This is a genomic window from Pseudoalteromonas sp. CO325X, assembly GCF_004208955.1.
Classification (GTDB): domain Bacteria; phylum Pseudomonadota; class Gammaproteobacteria; order Enterobacterales; family Alteromonadaceae; genus Pseudoalteromonas; species Pseudoalteromonas ruthenica.
This window is the reverse complement of record NZ_SGPG01000003.1, coordinates 1-21,231: the sequence shown is the minus strand read 5'-3', so window position 1 is coordinate 21,231 and position 21,231 is coordinate 1. Positions and strand designations below refer to the sequence as shown.

Annotated in this window: 15 protein-coding genes; 4 read left to right on the top strand and 11 right to left on the bottom strand. The window is 47.3% G+C overall.

Translation table 11 applies throughout. The annotated features are described in order from the left end of the window. The 3 genes from EXT46_RS01575 to ubiD form a co-directional block, all read right to left on the bottom strand. Window positions 1-414 carry a CBS domain-containing protein gene (locus EXT46_RS01575; RefSeq protein ID WP_130144792.1) on the bottom strand — a complete coding sequence of 138 codons (414 nt, stop codon included), beginning with the start codon at window positions 412-414 and terminating at the stop codon, window positions 1-3. A gap of 151 nt (window positions 415-565) precedes the next feature. Continuing rightward, the gene (fre, locus tag EXT46_RS01570; protein ID WP_045979494.1) at window positions 566-1,279 is read right to left on the bottom strand and encodes an NAD(P)H-flavin reductase; all 714 of its coding nucleotides are present in this window, start codon (window positions 1,277-1,279) and stop codon (window positions 566-568) included. Between the two features lie 69 nt (window positions 1,280-1,348). Then, complete coding sequence (gene ubiD, locus EXT46_RS01565; protein WP_022943578.1) at window positions 1,349-2,815, bottom strand: 4-hydroxy-3-polyprenylbenzoate decarboxylase; 1,467 nt, start codon at window positions 2,813-2,815, stop codon at window positions 1,349-1,351. Window positions 2,816-3,560: 745 nt separating this feature from the next. Here ubiD and EXT46_RS01555 point away from each other — a divergent pair. Beyond that, window positions 3,561-5,519 (top strand): S9 family peptidase, encoded by a 1,959-nt coding sequence (locus EXT46_RS01555; protein WP_130144788.1) that lies wholly within the window; start codon window positions 3,561-3,563, stop codon window positions 5,517-5,519. Between the two features lie 109 nt (window positions 5,520-5,628). Here the strand turns inward: EXT46_RS01555 and EXT46_RS01550 are convergent, their stop codons facing one another. From EXT46_RS01550 to EXT46_RS01530, 5 genes are all read right to left on the bottom strand, one after another. Continuing rightward, the gene (locus EXT46_RS01550) at window positions 5,629-6,915 is read right to left on the bottom strand and encodes a hypothetical protein (RefSeq protein WP_130144786.1); all 1,287 of its coding nucleotides are present in this window, start codon (window positions 6,913-6,915) and stop codon (window positions 5,629-5,631) included. 121 nt (window positions 6,916-7,036) lie between these two features. Then, entirely contained in the window at window positions 7,037-7,888 is an 852-nt protein-coding gene (locus EXT46_RS01545) for a tetratricopeptide repeat protein (RefSeq protein WP_165381038.1), read from the bottom strand. A gap of 64 nt (window positions 7,889-7,952) precedes the next feature. Beyond that, window positions 7,953-9,347 carry a M20/M25/M40 family metallo-hydrolase gene (locus EXT46_RS01540; RefSeq protein WP_130144782.1) on the bottom strand — a complete coding sequence of 465 codons (1,395 nt, stop codon included), beginning with the start codon at window positions 9,345-9,347 and terminating at the stop codon, window positions 7,953-7,955. Between the two features lie 114 nt (window positions 9,348-9,461). After that, window positions 9,462-11,531: a TonB-dependent receptor gene (locus EXT46_RS01535; protein ID WP_130144780.1), complete on the bottom strand. Its 2,070-nt coding sequence runs from the start codon at window positions 11,529-11,531 to the stop codon at window positions 9,462-9,464. 51 nt (window positions 11,532-11,582) lie between these two features. Then, window positions 11,583-12,182: a DNA-J related domain-containing protein gene (locus EXT46_RS01530; protein ID WP_130144778.1), complete on the bottom strand. Its 600-nt coding sequence runs from the start codon at window positions 12,180-12,182 to the stop codon at window positions 11,583-11,585. Window positions 12,183-12,254: 72 nt separating this feature from the next. Between EXT46_RS01530 and EXT46_RS01525 the strand changes: the two genes are divergently transcribed. Continuing rightward, window positions 12,255-15,041 carry an ATP-binding protein gene (locus EXT46_RS01525; RefSeq protein WP_045979501.1) on the top strand — a complete coding sequence of 929 codons (2,787 nt, stop codon included), beginning with the start codon at window positions 12,255-12,257 and terminating at the stop codon, window positions 15,039-15,041. Here the strand turns inward: EXT46_RS01525 and EXT46_RS01520 are convergent. The 3 genes from EXT46_RS01520 to trxA all read right to left on the bottom strand — a co-directional run bounded on the left by EXT46_RS01520 (window position 15,033) and on the right by trxA (window position 18,172). Further along, window positions 15,033-16,295: a methyl-accepting chemotaxis protein gene (locus EXT46_RS01520; protein ID WP_130144776.1), complete on the bottom strand. Its 1,263-nt coding sequence runs from the start codon at window positions 16,293-16,295 to the stop codon at window positions 15,033-15,035. The genes EXT46_RS01525 and EXT46_RS01520 overlap by 9 nt on opposite strands. 117 nt (window positions 16,296-16,412) lie before the next feature. Beyond that, on the bottom strand, window positions 16,413-17,672 hold the full coding sequence (rho, locus tag EXT46_RS01515; RefSeq protein ID WP_022943569.1) for a transcription termination factor Rho: 1,260 nt from the start codon (window positions 17,670-17,672) through the stop codon (window positions 16,413-16,415). 173 nt (window positions 17,673-17,845) lie between these two features. Beyond that, window positions 17,846-18,172, bottom strand: coding sequence for a thioredoxin TrxA (gene trxA / locus EXT46_RS01510; RefSeq protein WP_022943568.1), 327 nt, complete (start codon window positions 18,170-18,172; stop codon window positions 17,846-17,848). Between the two features lie 91 nt (window positions 18,173-18,263). On the opposite strand from trxA, the gene rhlB reads away from it, so the two are divergent. Continuing rightward, on the top strand, window positions 18,264-19,535 hold the full coding sequence (gene rhlB / locus EXT46_RS01505) for an ATP-dependent RNA helicase RhlB (protein ID WP_022943567.1): 1,272 nt from the start codon (window positions 18,264-18,266) through the stop codon (window positions 19,533-19,535). Between the two features lie 55 nt (window positions 19,536-19,590). Beyond that, window positions 19,591-21,084, top strand: coding sequence for a guanosine-5'-triphosphate,3'-diphosphate diphosphatase (gene gppA, locus EXT46_RS01500; RefSeq protein WP_276319712.1), 1,494 nt, complete (start codon window positions 19,591-19,593; stop codon window positions 21,082-21,084). Window positions 21,085-21,231 lie beyond the last annotated feature (147 nt).

Here is a 21,231-nt window from a genome sequence, read left to right as displayed (position 1 = left end):
TTAGGCTGCATTGCAGCTTTGATAGCTGCGACTTAGCGCATGTAAAACCTGAGTACGGCTAATGATGCCTATCACTTTGTTTTGCTCCACTACGGGGTATTGCTTGGGTTTATGAGGTTGTTGCATTTTTAGCGCAACCTCCAGTAGTGGCATCTGTGTGGATGTTGTGAGCACATCTTGGTGCATCACATCAGCCACTGTAATGCGGCCATCACAAAAATAGCTATTGATGGTCAGCGGTGCCAGACAATCCTGCTCCGACAAGTAACCCACCAACTGTTGTTGCTCATCAACAACAGGTGCGCCTATAACCTGGTGTTTCTTGAGCAGCGCAATGGCCGCTGTTAGTTCCAAGTCTGGGCTGAGAGAAAGAAAGCTGCGGCTCATAGCATGCTGTACTTTTAAATCGAACATAATCTGTCACTCCTTTAAGTCTTAGGAGCAGTGTAGGCTTGTCTTTTTGATAGGTAAAAGGGAATAAATAAATGGAAGTGTTCGATTTAACGGATGGTTGAGTGAGAGTTAGCCCTACATCGATGAAATGTAGAGCTTTAGCTTGCTGCCTCTACTTGATAAAAGCAAATGCGTCGGCAAACATATATTCGCGCTGGGCACCATGTTCAATGAAGTCGTCGCGTACAATGCCTATCATGTCGAAGCGTCCCGCCATATAAATAGAGTAAGGCTCCAAGGAAACAATGTCTTTCATCACCGCGTGGTGCACAAGGCCGGTATGACCATGCCATTCACCTTGAGGCTGCTCAACCACCGGGATAAAAGTGAAGTTACTGCGTTTAGCTGCCCACTGCTGCATTTCCTCTTTGGCATATAAAGCATCTTCATGCTTCACACCCCAGTAAAAAAAGACGGGACGGTCACAGTCAATTTCAGCTAGGTGGTCGGCCATTGATTTTACGTATGAAAAACCGGTGCCACCGGCTAACAATACCACCGGACGGGTGCAGTCGATGCGTAACTGCGATACGCCTAAACCTACTTCTATCAGCGCTTGGGTGCCATTTTCATGGTGCTGGCGCAAATGATCGAGGGCTTGCATCGCATAGCTATCAGCGCCCGATGCGCCGATATGCAGCTCAATTTGCTGTTTTTGGCTTGGGCGGCTGGCGATAGAGAAGGCGCGCTTATCTTTCTCGGCTAAAACGAGCTGCAAGTAGTGACCCGCTTCAAACTCAGCTGGCTGCTCTGGTGCCAAGACAACCTTGGAAACAAATTCTGTCAGTGGCGTGATGCTTACCACATCCGCTTTTAGTGTTTGCATGATTAACCTTTATGATTTTAGCTGCGCCACAGCGTATCACATAAGCGGCTGTGGCGATAAGTCTGCACTTTAGTCGATACCTAGGGAATCCCAGATTTCGTCAACGCGCTGTTTGACCTTGTCATCCATAACGATAGGCTCACCCCATTCGCGATCCGTTTCTCCTGGCCACTTATTGGTTGCGTCCATGCCCATTTTCGAACCCAACCCAGAAACAGGTGAAGCAAAGTCGAGATAATCGATCGGGGTGTTTTCCACTAGGGTGGTGTCGCGAGCGGGGTCCATACGGGTGGTGATCGCCCAAATGACATCATTCCAGTCGCGTGCGTTGACATCGTCATCACAGACAATGACGAACTTAGTGTACATAAACTGGCGTAAGAACGACCAGACTCCCATCATTACTCGTTTTGCATGTCCTGGATACTGCTTTTTCATGGTCACTACGGCCATGCGGTATGAGCAGCCTTCTGGGGGCAGGTAAAAATCGACTATCTCTGGGAATTGCTTTTGCAGTATAGGTACAAATACCTCGTTCAGGGCGACGCCTAAAATAGCCGGCTCATCGGGTGGGCGGCCAGTATAGGTGCTGTGATAAATAGGATTTTCACGGTGCGTAACATGCGTCACCGTCATAACAGGGAAGTCATCGACCTCATTGTAATACCCGGTATGGTCACCATAAGGCCCTTCTGGGGCGCGCTCGTCTTGAGCAATGTAACCTTCAAGCACGAATTCGGCACTAGCGGGAACCTGTAAATCGTTGGAAACAGACTTGACCACTTCGGTCTTACCGCCACGAAGTAAACCTGCAAAGGCGTATTCACTCAGAGTATCGGGCACAGGTGTTACCGCACCTAGTATGGTGGCAGGGTCGGCTCCGAGGGCAACCGACACCGGGTAAGGTTCACCCGGATGCTCTTTACACCACTCTTGAAAGTCAAGCGCACCACCGCGATGGGATAGCCAACGCATGATGATTTTGTTTTTCCCCAGTAATTGCTGGCGATATATACCGAGGTTCTGACGTTTCTTGTACGGGCCCTTGGTAACGGTTAGGCCCCAAGTGATCAACGGTGCAGCATCACCCGGCCAGCAGTGCTGAATGGGCAGGCGGGTTAAATCTACTTGCTCCCCAGCTAATACCACTTGTTGGCATGGCGCTTTCTTCACTTCCTTCGCTGGCATGTTAAGCACTTGCTTGAACACCGGCAGCTGGCCTATGGCTTCTTTAATACCTTTCGGGGGCTCAGGCTCTTTTAAAAAGGCCAACAGCTTACCTACTTCACGCAAGGCCTCTACATTATCTTGGCCCATACCTAGGGCTACGCGTTCAGGAGTGCCAAAGAGGTTAGCTAATACCGGAATGTCGTGACCTTTGGGGTTTTCAAATAATAGGGCCGGGCCTTTAGCGCGCAATGTGCGATCGGCTATTTCCGTCATTTCCAGGTAAGTATCGATGGGCTGGCTAATTCGTTTGAGCTCGCCGCGCTTTTCCAGTAACGCGATAAAGTCGCGAAGATCTTTATATTTCATTACGCCTCGTTAAGCCTGAGTGTTTGCAGCATTATACTGTAACCCAATGGAAAAGCGATCAGTGGCTACGGTGACACTGCCAGGTTTCATTCCCTATCATTAGCATTGCTTCATCGCCCTTGCCCCAGAAGGTCATCTCACCGTTAGTATATTTACTCCCGGAGGCTGAGCGTTCTCCCGATAAACTGTAAGTATCGCCGTCAAGCGTTAATGTGGCCGTGCTGTCGTTATATTCGACCTTTAATACCGATCCAGAATCACACCGATAGCTAATGCCAACGAAATTGTCGGATGGTTCTATGGATAACTCTGAACACGCAGATAACAAAGTGACAAGTAATAATATTATTAGGGAGGGCTTCATAAGTGAAAGACTCCTATTTTGTGGACAACTACAGTGTAGCGTATGCACTTAACTGGGCCTATTACCCTTTTTTAGGATTTATTGAAGCTGCGTTAGCTCACCGTCTTTTTGCTATGACTTGAGCGCCTGACCCTTTGGGTGAGCGACGATAAATAAAGTTATCAGCACAAACAAAAAATCGCGGGCGCATTCGGTGCTGGTATTGCGCTGAATCCGCATCGCACACAACGTTGGGCTAGAGACTGGCGTTTGTGCTGATGTTAGCAACCCTTTCATCTAGTCCGTAGCTGGAACCATGATTGCTATCGCGGTACACTCTTGTAACTTATTTAACAAAAATAAAAAGTACTACTTTTAAAATGCATTTCATGGAGTGAAATAATGAAATTATTTATTGCCCTGCTGTTGGGGCTTGTTAGCACGGCCGTTGGTGCCGAGGAAGCCAAAGCAGAGCTTATTCCCCTAGAACATTTCTCCCGTAGCGCACAGTACCACTCTCTTAAATTATCTCCCGATGGCGCCTACTTAGGGGCGATGACCAAAAAAGAGGGCAAGGATGTTCTGTTTATTCTTGATACCGAAAACTTCAAAATGCATCACGGCGTCAGTTTTCCCGGCAACGCACAGGTTGGCGATTATCAGTGGGTCAATAATGAGCGCGTGGTGTTAAGCAAAGAGTATTTGCAAGGCTGGAAAGACCATCCTGAGTATTATGGTGAATTATTTGGCGTAAACGTCGATGGTAGCCGCTCTAAATATCTGATGGGCTATCAGGGGGAGCAACAGACAGGCTCGCGTTTACGAAAGGCGACCTCCGTATACGGCACCTCTTATATTCTTGACCCATTGGTTGATGATGAGCGACACATGCTGGTGGTTACCTACCCTTGGACTGGCAGCAAGGAGCCCCATACCATCGTTTATGAAGTGGATGTGTATCGCGGGTTGCGCCGTCAGGTCACCCGTTCACCGTCGCGTATGGCGCAGTTTTTAACTGACGAGCAAGGACGCTTGCGGGTATCGGTCTCCACTGATAATTACACCGACCAAGAGATTCACTTACGTGACCTTGATGAGGGCCAGTGGGTTGAGCTTGAGCGCGGGGCCATGGGGTTGTCAGATATCAAGTTGCATGGCTTTAACCAAAAAGGGGATGTCGTGTATGCCAGTGCCTCTAAAAATGGCGAACCAGCCGGCCTTTATAAGTTGAACTTAGAGACTAAAACCCATGAATTGGTCTATCAAGAAGAGCATGTCTCTCCTAGCAAGGTATGGGTTGATGAGGTCGATAAATCGGTATTCGCGATTGAATATGAAGCGCAATATCCTAATTATGCTTTTGTCGATAAGAATGCGCCTATGGCAAAGCGTCTTAAGGGGCTTTTGCAAGCCGTTCCCGGGCGCCAAGTGCGTATCACCAGTAGCACCGAAGACGGTAACCTGAGTGTGGTGTGGACTGGTAGCGATCGTCACCCCAGTAGCTTTTACCTGTTTAATGCCAGTACCAACGAGTTGAAGTTTTTGTTCTCGTCGCGGCCTTGGATTGATACCACGCAAATGTCACAAACCAAGCCCATTCAGTATACTGCGCGTGATGGGCTGAATATTTACGGTTACTTTACCGTGCCCCATGGTAAGGAATTAAAAGACTTACCATTAGTTGTACTTCCCCACGGCGGCCCCCATGGTCCTCGTGACTGGTGGGGATTCGATCCCGAAGTACAGCTCTTGGCTAGCAGAGGCATAGCTGTGTTGCAGGTCAACTTCAGGGGCTCAGGCGGCTTTGGTGGCAACTTCCAGCGTGCAGGGTATCGCAAATGGGGCAGTGATATTCAGTATGACATTATTGACGGTGTTAACTACGTGGCAGAGCAAGGCTGGGTTGATAAAGATAATATGTGCATCATGGGAGCCAGCTTTGGCGCTTACTCAGCACTGCAAAGCGCTATTATTGAACCCGATATGTTCCAATGTGCGGTGGGCGTAGTCGGGGTCTATGATTTGCCGCTGATGTTTGATGAGGGTGACGTAGCTGCTCGCGATAGTGGCCAGCGTTACTTACGCAAGGTCTTAGGCAGCGACAAGAAGCAGCTAAAGGCGTTCTCACCGAGTTACAATGTCGATAAATTAAAGGCGCCCGTACTCATTGTTCATGGAGGAGAAGATCAGCGCGCCCCTATTGAACAGGCCGAGTCTTTGATAGCCGCCTTAGATAAGGCCGAACATCGGTATCAATATGTGTTGCTGGAGGATGAGGGACACGGCTTTTATAACGCCGAGCACCAACTTCATTATTACCAGCAGATGATGGCGTTTATCACTGAACACCTTAATTTATAAAAGGTATAGCTTGTGATTGAGCGATGTAAAAAGGCCCTGTTTTAAAACAGGGCCTTTTAGTAAGAAAATGGCCTACAGCCGCAAGGGCAAGCAGGCCACGGGAACAAACCTAATGTGCGTGGTCATGCTCATCTTGAGCAATACCCAACCACTGCAATTTACTGGCAGCAAAGTTAAGCTCTTGGGTCGCAGTGATAGCCTGCGACTCTAAGTCCACTTTGTGTAGCATGTTCTCTTGCTGATTGAGCACGTAAAGAGCTTCCTCGTCTACGGCAACCGCTAACTGGTAGTTCTCTGATACCTCAGAAAAGAGGTTGAAGTGAGTGCTGTGATGCCAGCCACCATCGCCTTCAAAAACGTGCAAGTCACCGTGATTATCGAGAATAAAGTAAGCACCGTGATGAGTGCTAAAGGTGCTAGCCAAAGCATCGACGTCTGCTTCATCACGCCATAACACTTCGGTCATTTCACGATTTTCTGGATCGAGGTTGAACAATCGCTTTGCTGAGGTAATGGCAAGCAGGTCATGCGAATTATGGCTTGCTTTGATGGTGCCAATGCGACCCTCAAGCCCCTCAGGGTTGGCTATCTTATGGGCACTGAAGCTCGTATCTTGCTGTTCTATTAGCAGTACTCCATCGCTACAACCAAAGGCGATATGTTCTTCATTTTGCGCGCTGCCGTGGAGCATCGGGCAGGTTGGTGCAAAGCGTAGTTCATGGTGAAGATGATCATCATGGCGGTGAAACAGCTCAACTTGGCTAGGCAATACAGTGTCACTGCTGGGCTCTCGATAGGTTGCTAGCACATAGTCGCCGCGTATCTGTGCGGCACCATGCATATAAGTAGCAAACTCATGGTGGGCAATTACCTCACCTTCGCCAATATGATGATCGTCAAGTAAGGTGACTGATGCGTTGACCGTGTTTTGTTTATCACCATCGAAAAATAAGGCCGCTTGTTGCTCTGCAGCGTCAAAGTGTGTCGGCTTAGCACCACTAAGTTGTAACGATGACAAGCTAGGGGCTTGCTCGTAAGGGTGCATATGGTCGCCATGGTCTTCGCTATAAACGCCACCATCAATAAACTCTACTAAGCCTTGGTCTCGCTGGATCAGCGCAGCGTAACGCAAAGAGGGTGTAGCGTAAATGCCAGATACCACATGCGTTGTCGGTAGTAGCTCGACGAGGCTTAAGTCCTCAGCGTTAAATACGCTTACTTCAGCCTGTTCAGCCGCCGAAATTAATAGGCGTCCGGCGATGTGTTCATCATTATGCTCATGCTCTGAGTGCTCTTCAGGTACAGTTTCTGTGGGTTGATTTAGGTCATCAATACTGTCGCCACAACCCCACAATAATGTCGTCGCAACTAATAATGGTAAATAACGTAAGCGCAAAGCAAGCTCCTTAATAATTATTCTGGCTCCATGTTTTGTTATATAGTAACAGTAAGGTGTTATATTGCAACATAACATTGCTTGACGCCGGCTTTTAGTAACAGCTAGGAGTTATCGCTTACTAGCTACAGTGCTTTAGCGCTATTTTAGCTTTAGGGTGGTTTTGTTCGGCGGCTTTTTTAAACCACAGACATGCTTGTCGAGTGTCTTGTTCAGTACTTTGGCCTTTTAAATACATGTCACCTAAGTTGTATTGCGACCAAGCATCACCTTGCTCGGCACCACGCTGAAAAGCGCTCAATGCCTCAGTCCACAAGCCTTGACGAAAATACTCAATACCTTTTTGGTTGGCTTGATTTAATTTAGGCCCTTCGTAGAGAGGTTTTGGCTTAGGTCGTGGACGAACGATGCCGCCGTCAATGTAGATATGCTCTGGGCGACGGGCTGAAATAATCGTGCCCTGCGCAAATAAAGGGGCGAGCTGCTGGCGTTCAAGAGAGATGGGGTTTGTTAAAAAGTAGCTATCAAGCATTAAATTATCCATGCTGATGGCTTTGTCTGTACCGCTTTCTCGCTTATAAGTGACACTACTCACTTTGAAAGTGACGGTATCAGAGTCAACAGCTTTAACCTGAAGCACTTGATACCCCGGCGCTGCGTCTTTGCCAAGTGCACGACTTAGGCCTTGCTTTTCGAAGACGTACACATCCCAAATTTTGGGCGCAGCTAAGTTGGCAGCCATTTGTTGCCCTTGTTGGTGATTATGATTAACAAGCAAAACCACTAATGCTGCAATAAGCCACAAGCCCACGCTATGGTAAGTCGCCCAAATGAGCCAATGGCTCAGAGTTGCGCCGGGCCTGCCTAGCGGCATCAAGGGCAAGCCATAAACACTGAGTACTGAATAGCGGCCAAAGCGTTTATTGATATGAGTTGGAGCGAGCCGCTCGGTGGGGACGGCAGAAACTGGCATACTAACATTCCTTGTTGCGCAAGTATCTTTCACACTAGCGCAACTAAAAAATGTTAGCAAGATTTTATTTTGCTTGAATTTTGTCCTTAGCGTCGGCGGCCATGTAGGCAAAAACGGCATACGCAGCGGTATTTTGCTTTAGCTTGTGTGGTTCGATTTTATCTAAGGTGTCATCAGCGGTGTGATGGTAATCAAAGTAGTCGGTGCCGTCTTGATGCAAGGCAAATATAGGGCTCGATTGTGCTCGTTCAAACGGGATTAAGTCCGGCCCTCCTCGGGCTGAGTTTGCGCCGATATAGGTTACATCGAGAGGTCTCAGTTGCTCAGCAATAGCGCGCACTATGGGTAAGGATTGGGCATGCACGTTCGACTCGAACGCATACACGACATCGGCGCCAAAATCCGATTCGGCGGCGGCAACGATGTGATCTAACTCATCACTATGTGCTTTGACATAATCTTTAGCACCCCATAGGCCAAGCTCTTCAGCGGCAAAGAGGACAACACGAATACTTCGCTGCGGGCGTTTCACCTCTGCCACATGCTTTGCTGCTGCCATGGTGATTGCAACCCCTGCGCCGTCATCTAAGGCACCGGTGCCTAAATCCCATGAGTCAAGGTGGCTAGCTAAGAGAACGTACTCATCAGGTTTACTATGGCCAGTTATCTCACCAATCACGTTGTAGCTCTCGCCCTGTCCTAAGTCTTCGGTTTGTATATTGATGTGCACGGTGACTTGTTCGCCGAGTGCGATAAGTCGCGCAATTTGATCGGCATCTGGGTTGGCAATAGCCACATTGGGGATCTTGCTTACCCCCTCCTGGTAGTGACTGCCACCGGTATGAGCAAAACGGTGATGACTGGTGCTGACTGAGCGCATCATATAGCCAATTGCGCCTTTTTGTGCCGCAACAACGGCGCCTGAACTGCGCGCTTTCACTGCAGGCCCATAACCGTTGCCATCAATATCACGGTTCATGCGATAGTTCACATAGGCAATTTTTCCTGCTAGCGAGCCGGTGGGTGCAGCTTGTAACTCTGCCAGCGTTTCAAACAATACGATAGGGGCGGTGAGGCCGTTTTTTGCGGTGCTGACGCTGTTGCCTAAAGCCGTTAGATGCAGCGGTTGTTTGCTAGGAGTGAGTATATGTCCTGATTCATGATAGCGGCGCCAGTGCGGGAAATGGGCTTTTTCGAGCCATACTTTATCGAAGCCGAGCCGTTCGAACTGAGCTTTGGCCCAAGCGACGGCCTTTTTATCATTCTCGGTACCCGGAAGGCGAGGGCCGACCTCGGTAGTAAGGGACTCCACGAGCTGCCAACTTAACTCGCTGTTTTGTGCCTGCTGGCGAATTTGTGCGGTGTGTTGTAATTGCTCAGTGGTAAATTGCTCTGCGGCTGCTTGCTGTATTGGCGCTAATGCGAGTAGGGGCAGTGCCAACAAAGAGACAAACTTCATGGTTGTTCCTAGGTCTTGAGATAAAAATGTATTTAATCACATCCTTACTCATGGTGATAATTTATGCGGTAGGTCGGAAGGGAAGGAGGCCGCCAAGTGGCGACCTCTTTATGGTTAGAAGCTGAACTGGGCTGCAAGGCGGAAGTTCGTGCCTTCGCCCACAGTGACATTACTGACGCCACCGCCGGCAAGGTAGTCAGTATCAAAGAGGTTCTCAATATTGAGTCTTAAGTCAATGTCATTACCGGCAAGCTTAAGCGCATAGGTAGCACCGACATCGACGCGCGTATACGCGTCTTTCTCTACGGTGTTGGCACTGTCGGCAAAGCGTTTTCCGGTATAAAAAACGCCAGCATTAAAGGCCAAGGCATCGTTAAGCTCATAGCGTGACCACAGTGAGGCCGACCACTTGGGTGCATCCGCAGGGCGGTTGCCCTCATAATTCTCATCACGTTCGTATTGAGCATTTAGATACATGGTGGACGCCATGACGAAAAAACGATCGGTGACCGCGCCCTGTGCGGCGAGCTCCAGGCCCTTATGGCGCTGCTCGCCCACCTGTGTAGTGATTGAATCATAATCAGGGTGTTCAACGAGCTCAGTGACTAAGGTGCCGTCTTTACTGATATCAAACAGTGAGCCGCTTAGCAGTAAACGGTCATCGAACAACTGCCACTTAGCACCGAGCTCTATTTGCTCAGAAGTCACAGCGTCAAGTTTCATATTATGATTCTTGTCGGTTTCATTATTGAGCTTATCGGCGCCCTGCGGCTCGAAGCCTTCTGAGTAGCTGAGGTAAATCGTGGCGGTATCCAGTGGGTGGTAAAGTACGCCCAGTTTAGGAAGTACAGATTCATTGTCGGCACCGGTTTTATTTTGCTTATCATAACGTCCACCAATAGAGACTTGCCACTGTGGGTTCACAGTGATCAAATCCTGAATATAGATACCATAGTAGTCATATTCTGCGGTGTATAAGCTATCATCGCTCTGATAGCTTACATTGGGGCGGCTTGGCTGTTGCTGCGCGAGCGTGTGATCCACTGCATCTGCGCGGGTGCGAAGCTGCCCATAATAGTAATCTAGACTATTGGCACCAATCAGTAGTTGGTGCTGCATATTGGCCAGCTTAAATTCACCAACAAAGTCGATGTAGGCGGTAGTAAATTGCCAATCATCAAAGCGATCATAGGGGCGCGAGGTGTAGCTATCACCGACTTGATAGTCGCTCGGTTTGCGCGGTGCTGACTCAAAACGTTGGCGCTCGAACGTTTGCTCGTTGTAGCCTACTTTCACTTGCCACTGGTTATTGATGAAATGGTTCACATCAAGGCCGATATTCTCCACAGTTATATCAGTGAATGCCCAAGAAAAATCGTAAATCGTTTTATCGTCACCGATAAGCTCGCCATCGTTGTTTAGCCAAGCCCCAGTGTCTAACCCAGTTTTATCATCAGTGCGGTCATAATGTACGCGTATTAGGGTGTCGTCCGTGAGGTCATAATCTAACACCATAGCGCCCAAAAAGCGGTCTCGTTCGCGTTCTTCGCCGTTGGGGTATTCGCGCCAGAAGTTTACATCTTGCTTGACTAAAATGCCGCGCCCGCGCAGGCGCTCATCTTCGGTTAGTGCAGAGCTTGCATCAAGCATAAAGCGAGTGGAGCCGTGTTGATCGATATCTGCCGCAAGGTTAATAAATTGATTGGCGGTGGGCTTTTTGGTCACCATATTGACCAATCCGCCCGGACCAGACTGACCATAGAGGATACTCGAAGGGCCTTTGATAACCTCAACACGCTCAAGGATTTCAATCGGTTGTTGGTAATGAGACCAATGCTGGTGGCCATCGCGTAAGTAGCCAGTCGATGAACTTAAGCCAAACCCACGCATGTTGAATGTTTCTCGGTTACGCTGTTTCGAGCCCGATGTAAGGCTGGCGTCATTACTCAGTACTTCGCCGAGTGTGGTGGCCAGTTGCTCATTAACGATAGTGTCAGGAATAACAGTTACAGACTGAGCCGTCTCTAGCAATGAGGTATTTGTGCGTAAGGCGCCTGAAGCGCTATCCACTTTATAGTCGTTAAAATACGAGCCGACGACTTCGATCTTTTCCATGTTTTCAGTTGCGAGAGTCGCGGTAGGGAAGGCAGCTGCGATTGCTAAAGTGAGCGCGTGGCGTTTCATAATAATTACCTAGATAAAAAACAACGTTGCGCATGTTAATGAAAGTAATTATCAATTGCAATTGTTATTTTTTACTCGTACATATTGAAGTAACTGTTGGTATTCATTATGAATTTGTTGAAAGTCTGCGTTACTGTGGGTGTTTTTATCCGGGTGGTGCGCAAGCGCAAGCGCGCGCCATCGCTTTTTTAGTGCTTGTATTTGAATCGGCTGTGACAATTTCCAACGTTTGTTAATACGTGCTAGGGTCGTATCGTCTAAAGTGTTAATGGGCAAGGCTTGCCAAAACTGGTCTAACAAGTCTATAACTTGCTCGCGAGATAAGGCGTAATTCTGCCAATTGAGGTAATATTCTCGCAACGAATCGTTGCTGCTAGGTCGTTGTTTTGGGTGGCCGTAAACGAGCTGAATATGTAAACTAGATATGGACAAATAGCAGTCGCTTTTGAGCAATTCATCTTGCAGCTGAAACAGTGCATTCATAATGATGAAGTTGCGTTTAGCTAAATCGGCCATGGAGTCTTCATCAAGGCGGCCAAGGTGACCGTGTGCTTTTAATTGGCTAGCCAGGGTATGGACTTTCCAACTTTGACCGTCCGTTAAGAGCGCTAAGATAGGCTCTATGAGTGGGTTGTAATGTGAGTCGTCCATAATAAAACCGTAAACGTAAATGAGATTGCCCAGCGTAGGGTGTACAGGGTTTAAAATACAGTGAAATGGAATATGTCGCAAAGGAAGCTCCCTCGGTTACTGGTGTGTATCCAGTTACTTGTATGCTCACTTTTTACTAGCCTGAGCTATGGTGATGCGCTGATTGACGATATTCGCTCCCAACCTCAGCAATTGCAACGCGATTACGCCATCAGCAAACTCGCTCAACCTCTCTCTGAACCACAACAATTAGCAGTTAATGCCTTTATCGCCAAACAGTTTTTTGAAGACAGTAACTACGAAAAGGCGGCTCGCTACTATTTACGCGCGGAGCAACTAGCTGCAAAACACGGCACGGTAATTGAGCATTCCCGATACGCACAGATGCAAGGCGTTAGCCACTACTACCGGGGTCAAGATTTAACCGCTATCGAAGATTATCTTCGCGCCATCGAGATCATCGAGCAAATCGACAAACCCATTATTGCAGCCCATTTATATAATAATATTGGCTTGGCTTATTCTGGCGCAGACCAAATCGAAGCGGCCATCGCCTCCTATTCAAAGGCAAAAGAGCTTTACGATGAATATGGCGACGAGTATGACCAAGTTAATATCATGCACAACATCGCCGTTGCTTACATGGACTGGTACCGCTTCGAAGCTGCGTTCGATATTTATGAGCAAATAGGTGATAGCTTTGAGCGTTTGGGCGATACCATAGGGCAAGCGCAAATGGAGACTAACTTAGGCTCTATTTACCAATCACGTATGGATTTCGAACAAGCAGAAATTTACTACCAAAAAGCTCTGGTGAAATACCAAGAAAATGGCGACCGCCCAAACCATATTGTCAATCTTATTCGCTTAGCTGAGTTAAACTTCGTGCAAGGGCGTTTTGATGCCGCGTATACGCAAATGCGTGACGCCCAAGCGCAGGCTGAGGTAATGGATAATTTGCATTACAACAGCAATATTAAAGAGATTGAAGCCAAGTTGCTGTTCGCTAAAGGCCAATATAAGCAGGCACAGCAAGCGCTGCGAGAGGTTTACACCATGCGCGAGCAGGTGACCGATGACAAAGCTTCTCCTGCGATTTCCTTAATTGAATTACTCGTGACTGCGGCGCAGGGTGATCATGTCAAAAGCGCATTGCTATACGAGCGCTATGAGCGCCAGCAGCAAGAGATGTTAAGCAATAAAATAGCCAGTTCTTTGAATGATTTCCAAGCTAAGTACAATGCCACGGAACTACAACAACAGGTTGACTCGCTCAAGCAACAGCAACAGTTAGACAAACTCGAAGCGCAGCAGCGTCGTCAAATGACATTTCTGGCTGCAGGTATACTGATATTGGCTTTTATCAGTATAGTGTTGTTATTCCGGCGCTCTGCCGAGCGCAAAGCCACGGCAATGCTAGAGGATAAAGTAAAGCAACGTACCAAAGAGCTGGAGGAGTTGGCCGATCAGCTCAGTGCGGCAAACGAAATAAAAAGCCAATTCTTGGCCAATATCAGCCATGAAATACGCACTCCACTGACCTCTATTATGGGTCAAGCGCAAGCAATCATCGAAGGCGATGTGCCCGCCGAGCAAGTAGCCAAGGAGCTACGAGTTATCTACAACAATAGCCAACATCTTGGAGAGCTGATTAACGATGTACTCGATTTGAGTAAAATCGAGGCCAACAAGCTGGAGTTGGTTATTTCAACAGTGAGTATTTGTTCCTTGCTTGCGGATATAAATGCCATGTTCCAGCCAAGCGCATCACAAAAAGGCATTCTTTTTCGTATTAATAATAAGTTGCCAGCAAGCTTCGGCGCGGAGTTTGACTACATTCGAGTAAAACAGGTGCTGGTGAACTTATGCTCTAACGCGGTCAAGTTCACTGAGCAAGGTGAGGTTGAACTTGCTATTACTGCTGATGAGCAAGGCGTGTGCTTTCGTGTAAAAGACACCGGGATTGGTATTGCTGAAGATAAGCTTGATGCCATTTTTGCGAACTTTAGCCAAGGTGATAACTCCATCAGCCGGCGCTTTGGCGGCACAGGCCTCGGTCTTAGCCTATCGCAGCAACTAGCGCAGATTATGGGTGGAGATATAAGCGTCTCCAGTGTTTTGGGGCAGGGCAGTACATTTAGCTTCTATATCCCTTGTCGTTGTATGGAAATGGACGAGCGCAGCAACGACACGATTCAGGCAGCACGGGCCCTGAGCTTTTCCGGTGAGGTGGTACTGGCCGAGGATCACGAGGATAATCGTAGACTAATTGAGCGTCTACTTACCAACTTGGGTATTAAAGTGCACAGCGCTGCTAATGGTGAACAAGCTGTAGAGCTTACTTTGCAGCACTGCCCTGATTTAGTGTTGATGGATATCCAAATGCCAAAAATGGATGGTCTTGAGGCTCTTAATTTGTTGCGCCAATGTGGCTATACGCAACCGATCATCGCTTTAACGGCAAACGCCATGACCCATGATATTGAACGGTATAAAGCTGCTGGGTTCACTAATCACTTGGCGAAACCTATCGAAAAAGAAGAGTTTTGCCGCACCCTAGAGCACTTTTTGAATGTTGAAATAGACGCTCGTGCGGCTCAGAGTGTGGATATGAGCGACTTGCACGAAAGCTTTATGCACACCTTGCCAAGAGAGATCGAAAGCTTAGTAAATGCACATGCTCGTAATGACCTCGATGAAATTAAGGCCGTCGCCCACCGCTTAGCAGGGGCTGCGCAGATGTTTGCCAGCCAAACCATTGCGGAGTTGGTATGCGATATTGAACTTGCGGCAAAGTATCAGGATAAAGAGCAAGTCGGTGTATTAATCGAAGACTTGGCAAATCTGGAACTAGAATAAATCAATATCACCCGTAAGATCCTCACTATGGCTTGTCGTTTGCGGCAGTGCATCTATGTGTTTTCGGCTGGGATCATTACGTTTGCGGGTATCATAATGTTCTTCACTGGTAATAAATAGGCTTATCTTCTGCTCTATACACTGTGCGAGATTGAGCAAGTCTTGTGATGATACTGATTGTATTCGCGAGCTAGACAGCGCGTCTGAGTTGAGCTCTTGCATGGCATCGACGCAGCTTTGCGCTCTATCCGACAACGTATGCTGTTGCTGCAATTGACTGCGGATTTGTTCTGAATGGGCGCTAATGTCGAGCATGGAATGCTCTATTTGGTCGACCTCGTTGGTTGCTTGCGCGGATAATTCAACGGTTTCCTGTGTCAGCGAGATGCTTTGTTGCATCAACTCGGTGACCCGCTGCGTCCCTTGCTGAATATGGTGCACCATTTCCCGCACTTCACTGGTGGATTTGGTCGTGCGTGCAGCGAGGTGGCGAACTTCGTCAGCGACCACAGCAAAGCCACGGCCCATTTCCCCCGCGCGTGCCGCTTCAATCGCGGCGTTTAATGCCAGTAGATTGGTTTGTTCAGCAATGGCATTGATAACATCAATCACCGAACTAATTTTTTCGCTGTCTTGTTGCAGCTGCGCTAATTCATCATTGGTTTGTGCTATCTGTGATGACAGTGTTTGCATGCTGCGCTGGCTTTTATCAGCATCGATTTTGGTTTGCTTTACTGAGTTTGTTGCCAGCTCCAACGAGCCACAAATATTGTCAATGCCATCACCGAGTTGGGTCGTAATGTGCAGCATGTCATTAAATGAGTTTACCATGTCGTTACCATGGGTACTTTGCATCATCGCTTTTTGAGTGACTGAGGAATAAGTATCGGTAAGTTCATCAGCCATCGGAAGAAGGCGTGCAGAGCTGGCATGAATCTCCATAATTAAATGCTCAATGGTGGCTAAGCAGCTATTGAATACCAGATAAGATTGGGGAGCGTGTTTGCTGTCATCAAAGCGAAAACTGACGTTCACTTTTTCTCCATCTACCAAGTGTTGTGCTAGGGCAGCGGTCAGCTCATGGTCTTGTACAGAGCCTCGTTTCAAAACGTAGATAAACAAGGCGAGGATAACCAAAGTGGGCAATAAAATAAGTGCAGTGTGCCACCACGATGAGGTGAACTGGTAGGCCACTATCACTTGCGTGAATGTTAATACCGCCACAAAGAGAAGGTAAAAATTTCTAAGATTCATTAGCTTACTGATTATATTTTGCCCTATCTAAGATATAGACTAATCTCGTCTAGGCGCAAAATAAAAAAGGCCGCGACTGCAAAACAGTCACGGCCTACGAGTAAGCTAAAGCAGTTATTACTTGCGCTTCATCGAATCAAAGAATTCATCGTTGGTTTTACACATGGCAAGCTTATCGATGAGGAATTCCATGGCATCGATTTCCGACATGTCATGGACAATCTTACGTAAAATCCACATCTTCTGAAGCTCATCTGCCTTGGTGAGTAATTCTTCGCGGCGTGTACCTGAGCGGTTGAAGTCAATTGCTGGGAATACGCGTTTCTCTGCAATCTTACGGTTAAGGTGCAGTTCCATGTTACCTGTACCCTTAAACTCTTCGTAGATGACTTCATCCATTTTTGAGCCGGTATCAATTAGAGCTGTAGCGATGATGGTCAAGCTACCCCCTTCTTCAACATTACGCGCTGCACCGAAGAAGCGTTTTGGTTTATGTAGCGCATTCGCATCAACACCACCGGTCAGTACTTTACCTGATGATGGGATTACGGTGTTGTAGGCGCGGGCTAAACGGGTAATGGAGTCTAAAAGAATAACCACGTCTTTTTTGTGCTCAACCAGACGTTTGGCTTTCTCAATCACCATTTCGGCTACTTGTACGTGACGGCTGGCAGGTTCATCAAATGTTGACGCTACTACTTCACCTTTCACCAAGCGCTGCATTTCTGTTACTTCTTCCGGGCGCTCGTCAATCAGCAAAACCATCAACTCACAATCAGGCTGATTGTAACTGATAGACTGGGCAATATTTTGCAGCAACATGGTTTTACCCGCTTTTGGCGGAGCAACAATCAGGGCTCGCTGACCCTTACCAATTGGTGAGGCTAAATCCAGTACCCGTGCGGTGATGTCTTCGGTACTACCATTACCACGTTCCATGCGTAAACGTTCGTTTGCGTGCAGTGGAGTAAGGTTTTCGAAGAGGATTTTAGTACGGGAGTTTTCAGGTTTATCGAAGTTAACTTCGTTCACTTTTAATAGTGCGAAGTAGCGTTCGCCATCCTTAGGTGGACGAATCAGTCCCGCAATCGTATCGCCAGTACGCAAACTGAAACGACGAATTTGGCTTGGCGAGACGTAAATATCATCAGGGCCGGCTAGGTACGAGGCTTCAGAGCTACGTAAAAAGCCAAAGCCGTCTTGCAAAATCTCCAAGACACCGCCGCCATAAATGTTTTCACCGCTTTTGGCGTGCGCTTTTAAGATTGAGAAGATAATATCTTGTTTTCTAAGGCGGGCTACGTTTTCTAAGCCCATAGACTCGGCTAGTTTTACAAGTTCTTTGATAGACTTGTCTTTCAGTTCGCGTAAATGCATATTGGTGGGTTCTTTAACTATTTATCGTCTCGAAATGGAAGTATTCCGAGTGAGGTTTTTGGATAAACTTAGGATTGTTGGGGTTATAAACTAGCAGCTCGAAAGCGCATCGTCCAGTGTTTAAACACAATTGTAGAGTAAAAAAGGGCCAAAGCCCTTTTTTAACGGCGTGATTACAGGTTGTTCTCTAAAAACTCAACTAGCTGAGCTTTAGATAATGCACCTACTTTCGTTGCTGCAACTTGGCCATCTTTAAATAGCAATAAAGTTGGAATACCACGAATACCAAACTTAGGCGGAGTGCCTGCGTTTTGGTCGATGTTGAGTTTACCAATGCTTACACGGCCGTCAAATTCGCCAGCTACTTCGTCAAGGATTGGCGCAATCATTTTACAAGGTCCGCACCATTCAGCCCAAAAGTCGACTAGTACAGGCTTGTCTGATTGCAATACGTCAGCGTCAAAGCTGTCGTCAGTTAATTGGATAATTTTATCGCTCATCACGTTCTCCGTTAATTTTGGCGAATTTATTTAGTGCGTATTTAAACACTCTTGTTTCTTATTGCAAGTTTAAGCGTTATGCTTTATCGCTATGAATAAGACACATTTAACCGATAAAAAATTTGCAGACTTTGCTTTAGCACCGGAAGTGGTTGCCGGATTGCAAGCAAGTGGCTTTGAATACTGCACGCCAATTCAGGCAAAGTGTATGCCATACATTATGGCTGGCCAAGATATTGCTGGTCAGGCACAAACGGGCACCGGCAAGACTTTGGCGTTTCTTACGGCCACTTGCCATTACTTATTGCGTAGTCAAAAGCCATCGGGTCAGCAACCAAGAGCCCTGATCATGGCTCCCACTCGGGAGCTTGCGATTCAGATCCACAAAGACGCAGAAATCTTGGCGCCACACTGCAACCTTAAACTAGGTTTATTATATGGTGGCGAGGATTATGAAAAACAACGGGCACAGCTGGAAAAAGGTGTTGATATCTTAATTGGCACCACAGGACGATTGATCGACCTTTATAAGCAAGGTTGTTACACCCTGAATGATATCGAGGTAGTCGTCCTTGATGAAGCCGACCGTATGTTTGATCTTGGCTTTATTAAAGACATCCGTTATATGTTTAGGCGGATGCCGGAAGCAAGTGAGCGACTGAACTTATTGTTCTCGGCGACACTGTCTTATCGTGTCCAAGAGCTTGCGTTTGAGCACATGACAAATCCAGAGCATGTGCAAATTGAGCCGGATGTGAAAACGGGTAAGCGTATTCAAGAGGAGCTGTTCCATCCTTCACAAGAAGACAAGATGAAGCTGCTGCTAACCTTAATTGAAGAAGAATGGCCAGATAAAGCGATTGTATTTGCTAATACTAAACACAGTTGCGAAACGGTATATGCTTGGCTTAAAGCTGACGACCACAGAGTTGGGCTATTAACAGGCGACGTTAATCAGAAAAAACGTCAGTCTATCCTGGCGCAATTCACTAAAGGTGATTTAGACTTTCTGGTAGCTACGGATGTAGCCGCTCGCGGATTGCATATCCCGGAAGTAAGTCATGTATTTAACTATGACCTACCGGATGACTGCGAAGACTATGTGCATCGCATCGGTCGAACTGGGCGCGCTGGTGCTTCAGGACACGCTATTAGCTTTGCCTGTGAGCAGTATGCATATAACCTTCAAGAGATAGAAGAATATATAGAGCACAGCATCCCATTATCCCATTATGACAAGAGTGCATTGTTGGATGACATCAAAGCACCAAAAATGATTAAACGCCGAGGGCCGCAAGGACGCTCTCGTAATGGCGGTCGAGGCCAAGGCCAAGGGCAAAATCGGCGTCGTCAGCCGCGTTAGAAGTAAATGATCCCCAAGCTTGGCCTATGCCAAGCTTTTTTTGAGGTAATAACAAGTGGTGAAACCTTCCCTCCAAGATGATTTATATGCGGTAATCGATCTTGGCTCAAACAGTTTTCACATGCTGATAGCTAAGACCGTTGCTGGCTCTTTGCAAACAATTGGTCGGGTTAAACGTAAAGTACGTCTTGCTGCAGGGCTAGACGCGCAAATGTGCCTGAGCCAAGAGGCGATGGAGCGCGGTTGGGAGTGCTTAGCCTTATTTGCTGAACGCTTGCAGGATATTCCTGCCCATCAGGTTTACATTGTTGCCACGGCAACGCTGCGCTTAGCCACTAACGCCGAAGAGTTTAAGAACCGTGCGCAAGAGATTCTCGGTCACCCGGTGAATGTTATTAGTGGTGAAGAGGAAGCTAAAACCATTTATCAAGGCGTTGCACACACTTCTTCCTGCAGTGGCAAGCAACTAGTTATTGATATTGGTGGCGCGAGTACCGAGGTGGTGATCGGTGAAGGGTCCCACCCTATACATTATCAAAGCCTCAATATGGGATGTGTTACCTATCTAGAAGCTTATTTCAAAGACGGCGCTTTAAGCCAAGAAAACTATAATGCTGCTATTGCTGCGGCGAAAAATATTGTCGAGCCGATCGCCGCTAAGTATAAACACACCGGATGGGACTATGCCGCTGGTGCATCAGGCACCGTACAAGCAATTCAAGAAATTATGGTCGCACAGCGTCAGGACGAAACACTGACCCTGGATAAGCTCCACGATATTCGACAGCTGACGGTACAATATAGCAATATTGATAGTCTTCAACTTCCTGGTTTAAGCGAAGAGCGTCGTTTGGTCTTTGTCTCTGGATTAGCAATCCTGATTGCTATCTTTGAAGTGTTAGAAATTGAAGCGATGGGCTTGGCCGGTGGTGCGCTTCGCGAAGGGGTGCTCTATAGCATGATCCCTGAACTACAGCGTAAAGATATTAGACAACGTACTATCGACAGTTTTGTTACCCGTTACCATGTAGATCATAGCCAGGGTGAGCGCGTAGCCTGTATTGCCAAATTGCTCGCCACACAACTGGCCAATGATTGGCATTTGAATGAGACTGATCACGCTTTGCTGCATAGCGCCGCAAAACTCCATGAAGTGGGTTTATTAATTGAATATAAGCAATATCCAAAACACGGCGCTTATATTCTTAAAAATACCGATATGCCAGGGTTCACTCGTCAACAGCACTTATTAGTGACTATGTTAGTGCAAAGCCACAAGGGGGACTTGAGTGCAAACCAGTTTGAGTCCCTTGGTGCGCACCAACAACTAGCGATATGTTTGGTTAGAGTTTTGCGTTTAGCTGTTATTCTCTCTATGCGCCGTAAAGATGATGTACTGCCGCAACTAGCTATTAATGCTCAAGGTGAGACACTCATCTTATCTATAGACTCGCAATGGTTAAAGCAACACCCGCTTATGCTAAGCGAACTTAACCAAGAGACACTCTACCAACGTAATGCCGGTTGGAAGTTAACCATCCAACAATAAAAGTCCTACAATAAAGCCGCCGAATAGCGGCTTTTTGTATTAATTTAAGCCGTAATGCCTAAATTAAAAGCAAACGATCCATTTTTTGCAGTTTTCTTTAAAAAAGGGGTTGCGTGGAAATCGAATCTCCCTATAATGCGCATCCAC

Bases quoted from the DNA above. Each gene is read 5' to 3' on its own strand.
- EXT46_RS01575 (WP_130144792.1), bottom strand. From the start codon at position 414: ATGTTCGATTTAAAAGTACAGCATGCTATGAGCCGCAGCTTTCTTTCT.
- fre (WP_045979494.1), bottom strand. From the start codon at position 1,279: ATGCAAACACTAAAAGCGGATGTGGTAAGCATCACGCCACTGACAGAA.
- ubiD (WP_022943578.1), bottom strand. From the start codon at position 2,815: ATGAAATATAAAGATCTTCGCGACTTTATCGCGTTACTGGAAAAGCGC.
- EXT46_RS01555 (WP_130144788.1), top strand. From the start codon at position 3,561: ATGAAATTATTTATTGCCCTGCTGTTGGGGCTTGTTAGCACGGCCGTT.
- EXT46_RS01545 (WP_165381038.1), bottom strand. From the start codon at position 7,888: ATGCCAGTTTCTGCCGTCCCCACCGAGCGGCTCGCTCCAACTCATATC.
- EXT46_RS01540 (WP_130144782.1), bottom strand. From the start codon at position 9,347: ATGAAGTTTGTCTCTTTGTTGGCACTGCCCCTACTCGCATTAGCGCCA.
- EXT46_RS01535 (WP_130144780.1), bottom strand. From the start codon at position 11,531: ATGAAACGCCACGCGCTCACTTTAGCAATCGCAGCTGCCTTCCCTACC.
- EXT46_RS01530 (WP_130144778.1), bottom strand. From the start codon at position 12,182: ATGGACGACTCACATTACAACCCACTCATAGAGCCTATCTTAGCGCTC.
- EXT46_RS01525 (WP_045979501.1), top strand. From the start codon at position 12,255: ATGTCGCAAAGGAAGCTCCCTCGGTTACTGGTGTGTATCCAGTTACTT.
- EXT46_RS01520 (WP_130144776.1), bottom strand. From the start codon at position 16,295: ATGAATCTTAGAAATTTTTACCTTCTCTTTGTGGCGGTATTAACATTC.
- rho (WP_022943569.1), bottom strand. From the start codon at position 17,672: ATGCATTTACGCGAACTGAAAGACAAGTCTATCAAAGAACTTGTAAAA.
- trxA (WP_022943568.1), bottom strand. From the start codon at position 18,172: ATGAGCGATAAAATTATCCAATTAACTGACGACAGCTTTGACGCTGAC.
- rhlB (WP_022943567.1), top strand. From the start codon at position 18,264: ATGAATAAGACACATTTAACCGATAAAAAATTTGCAGACTTTGCTTTA.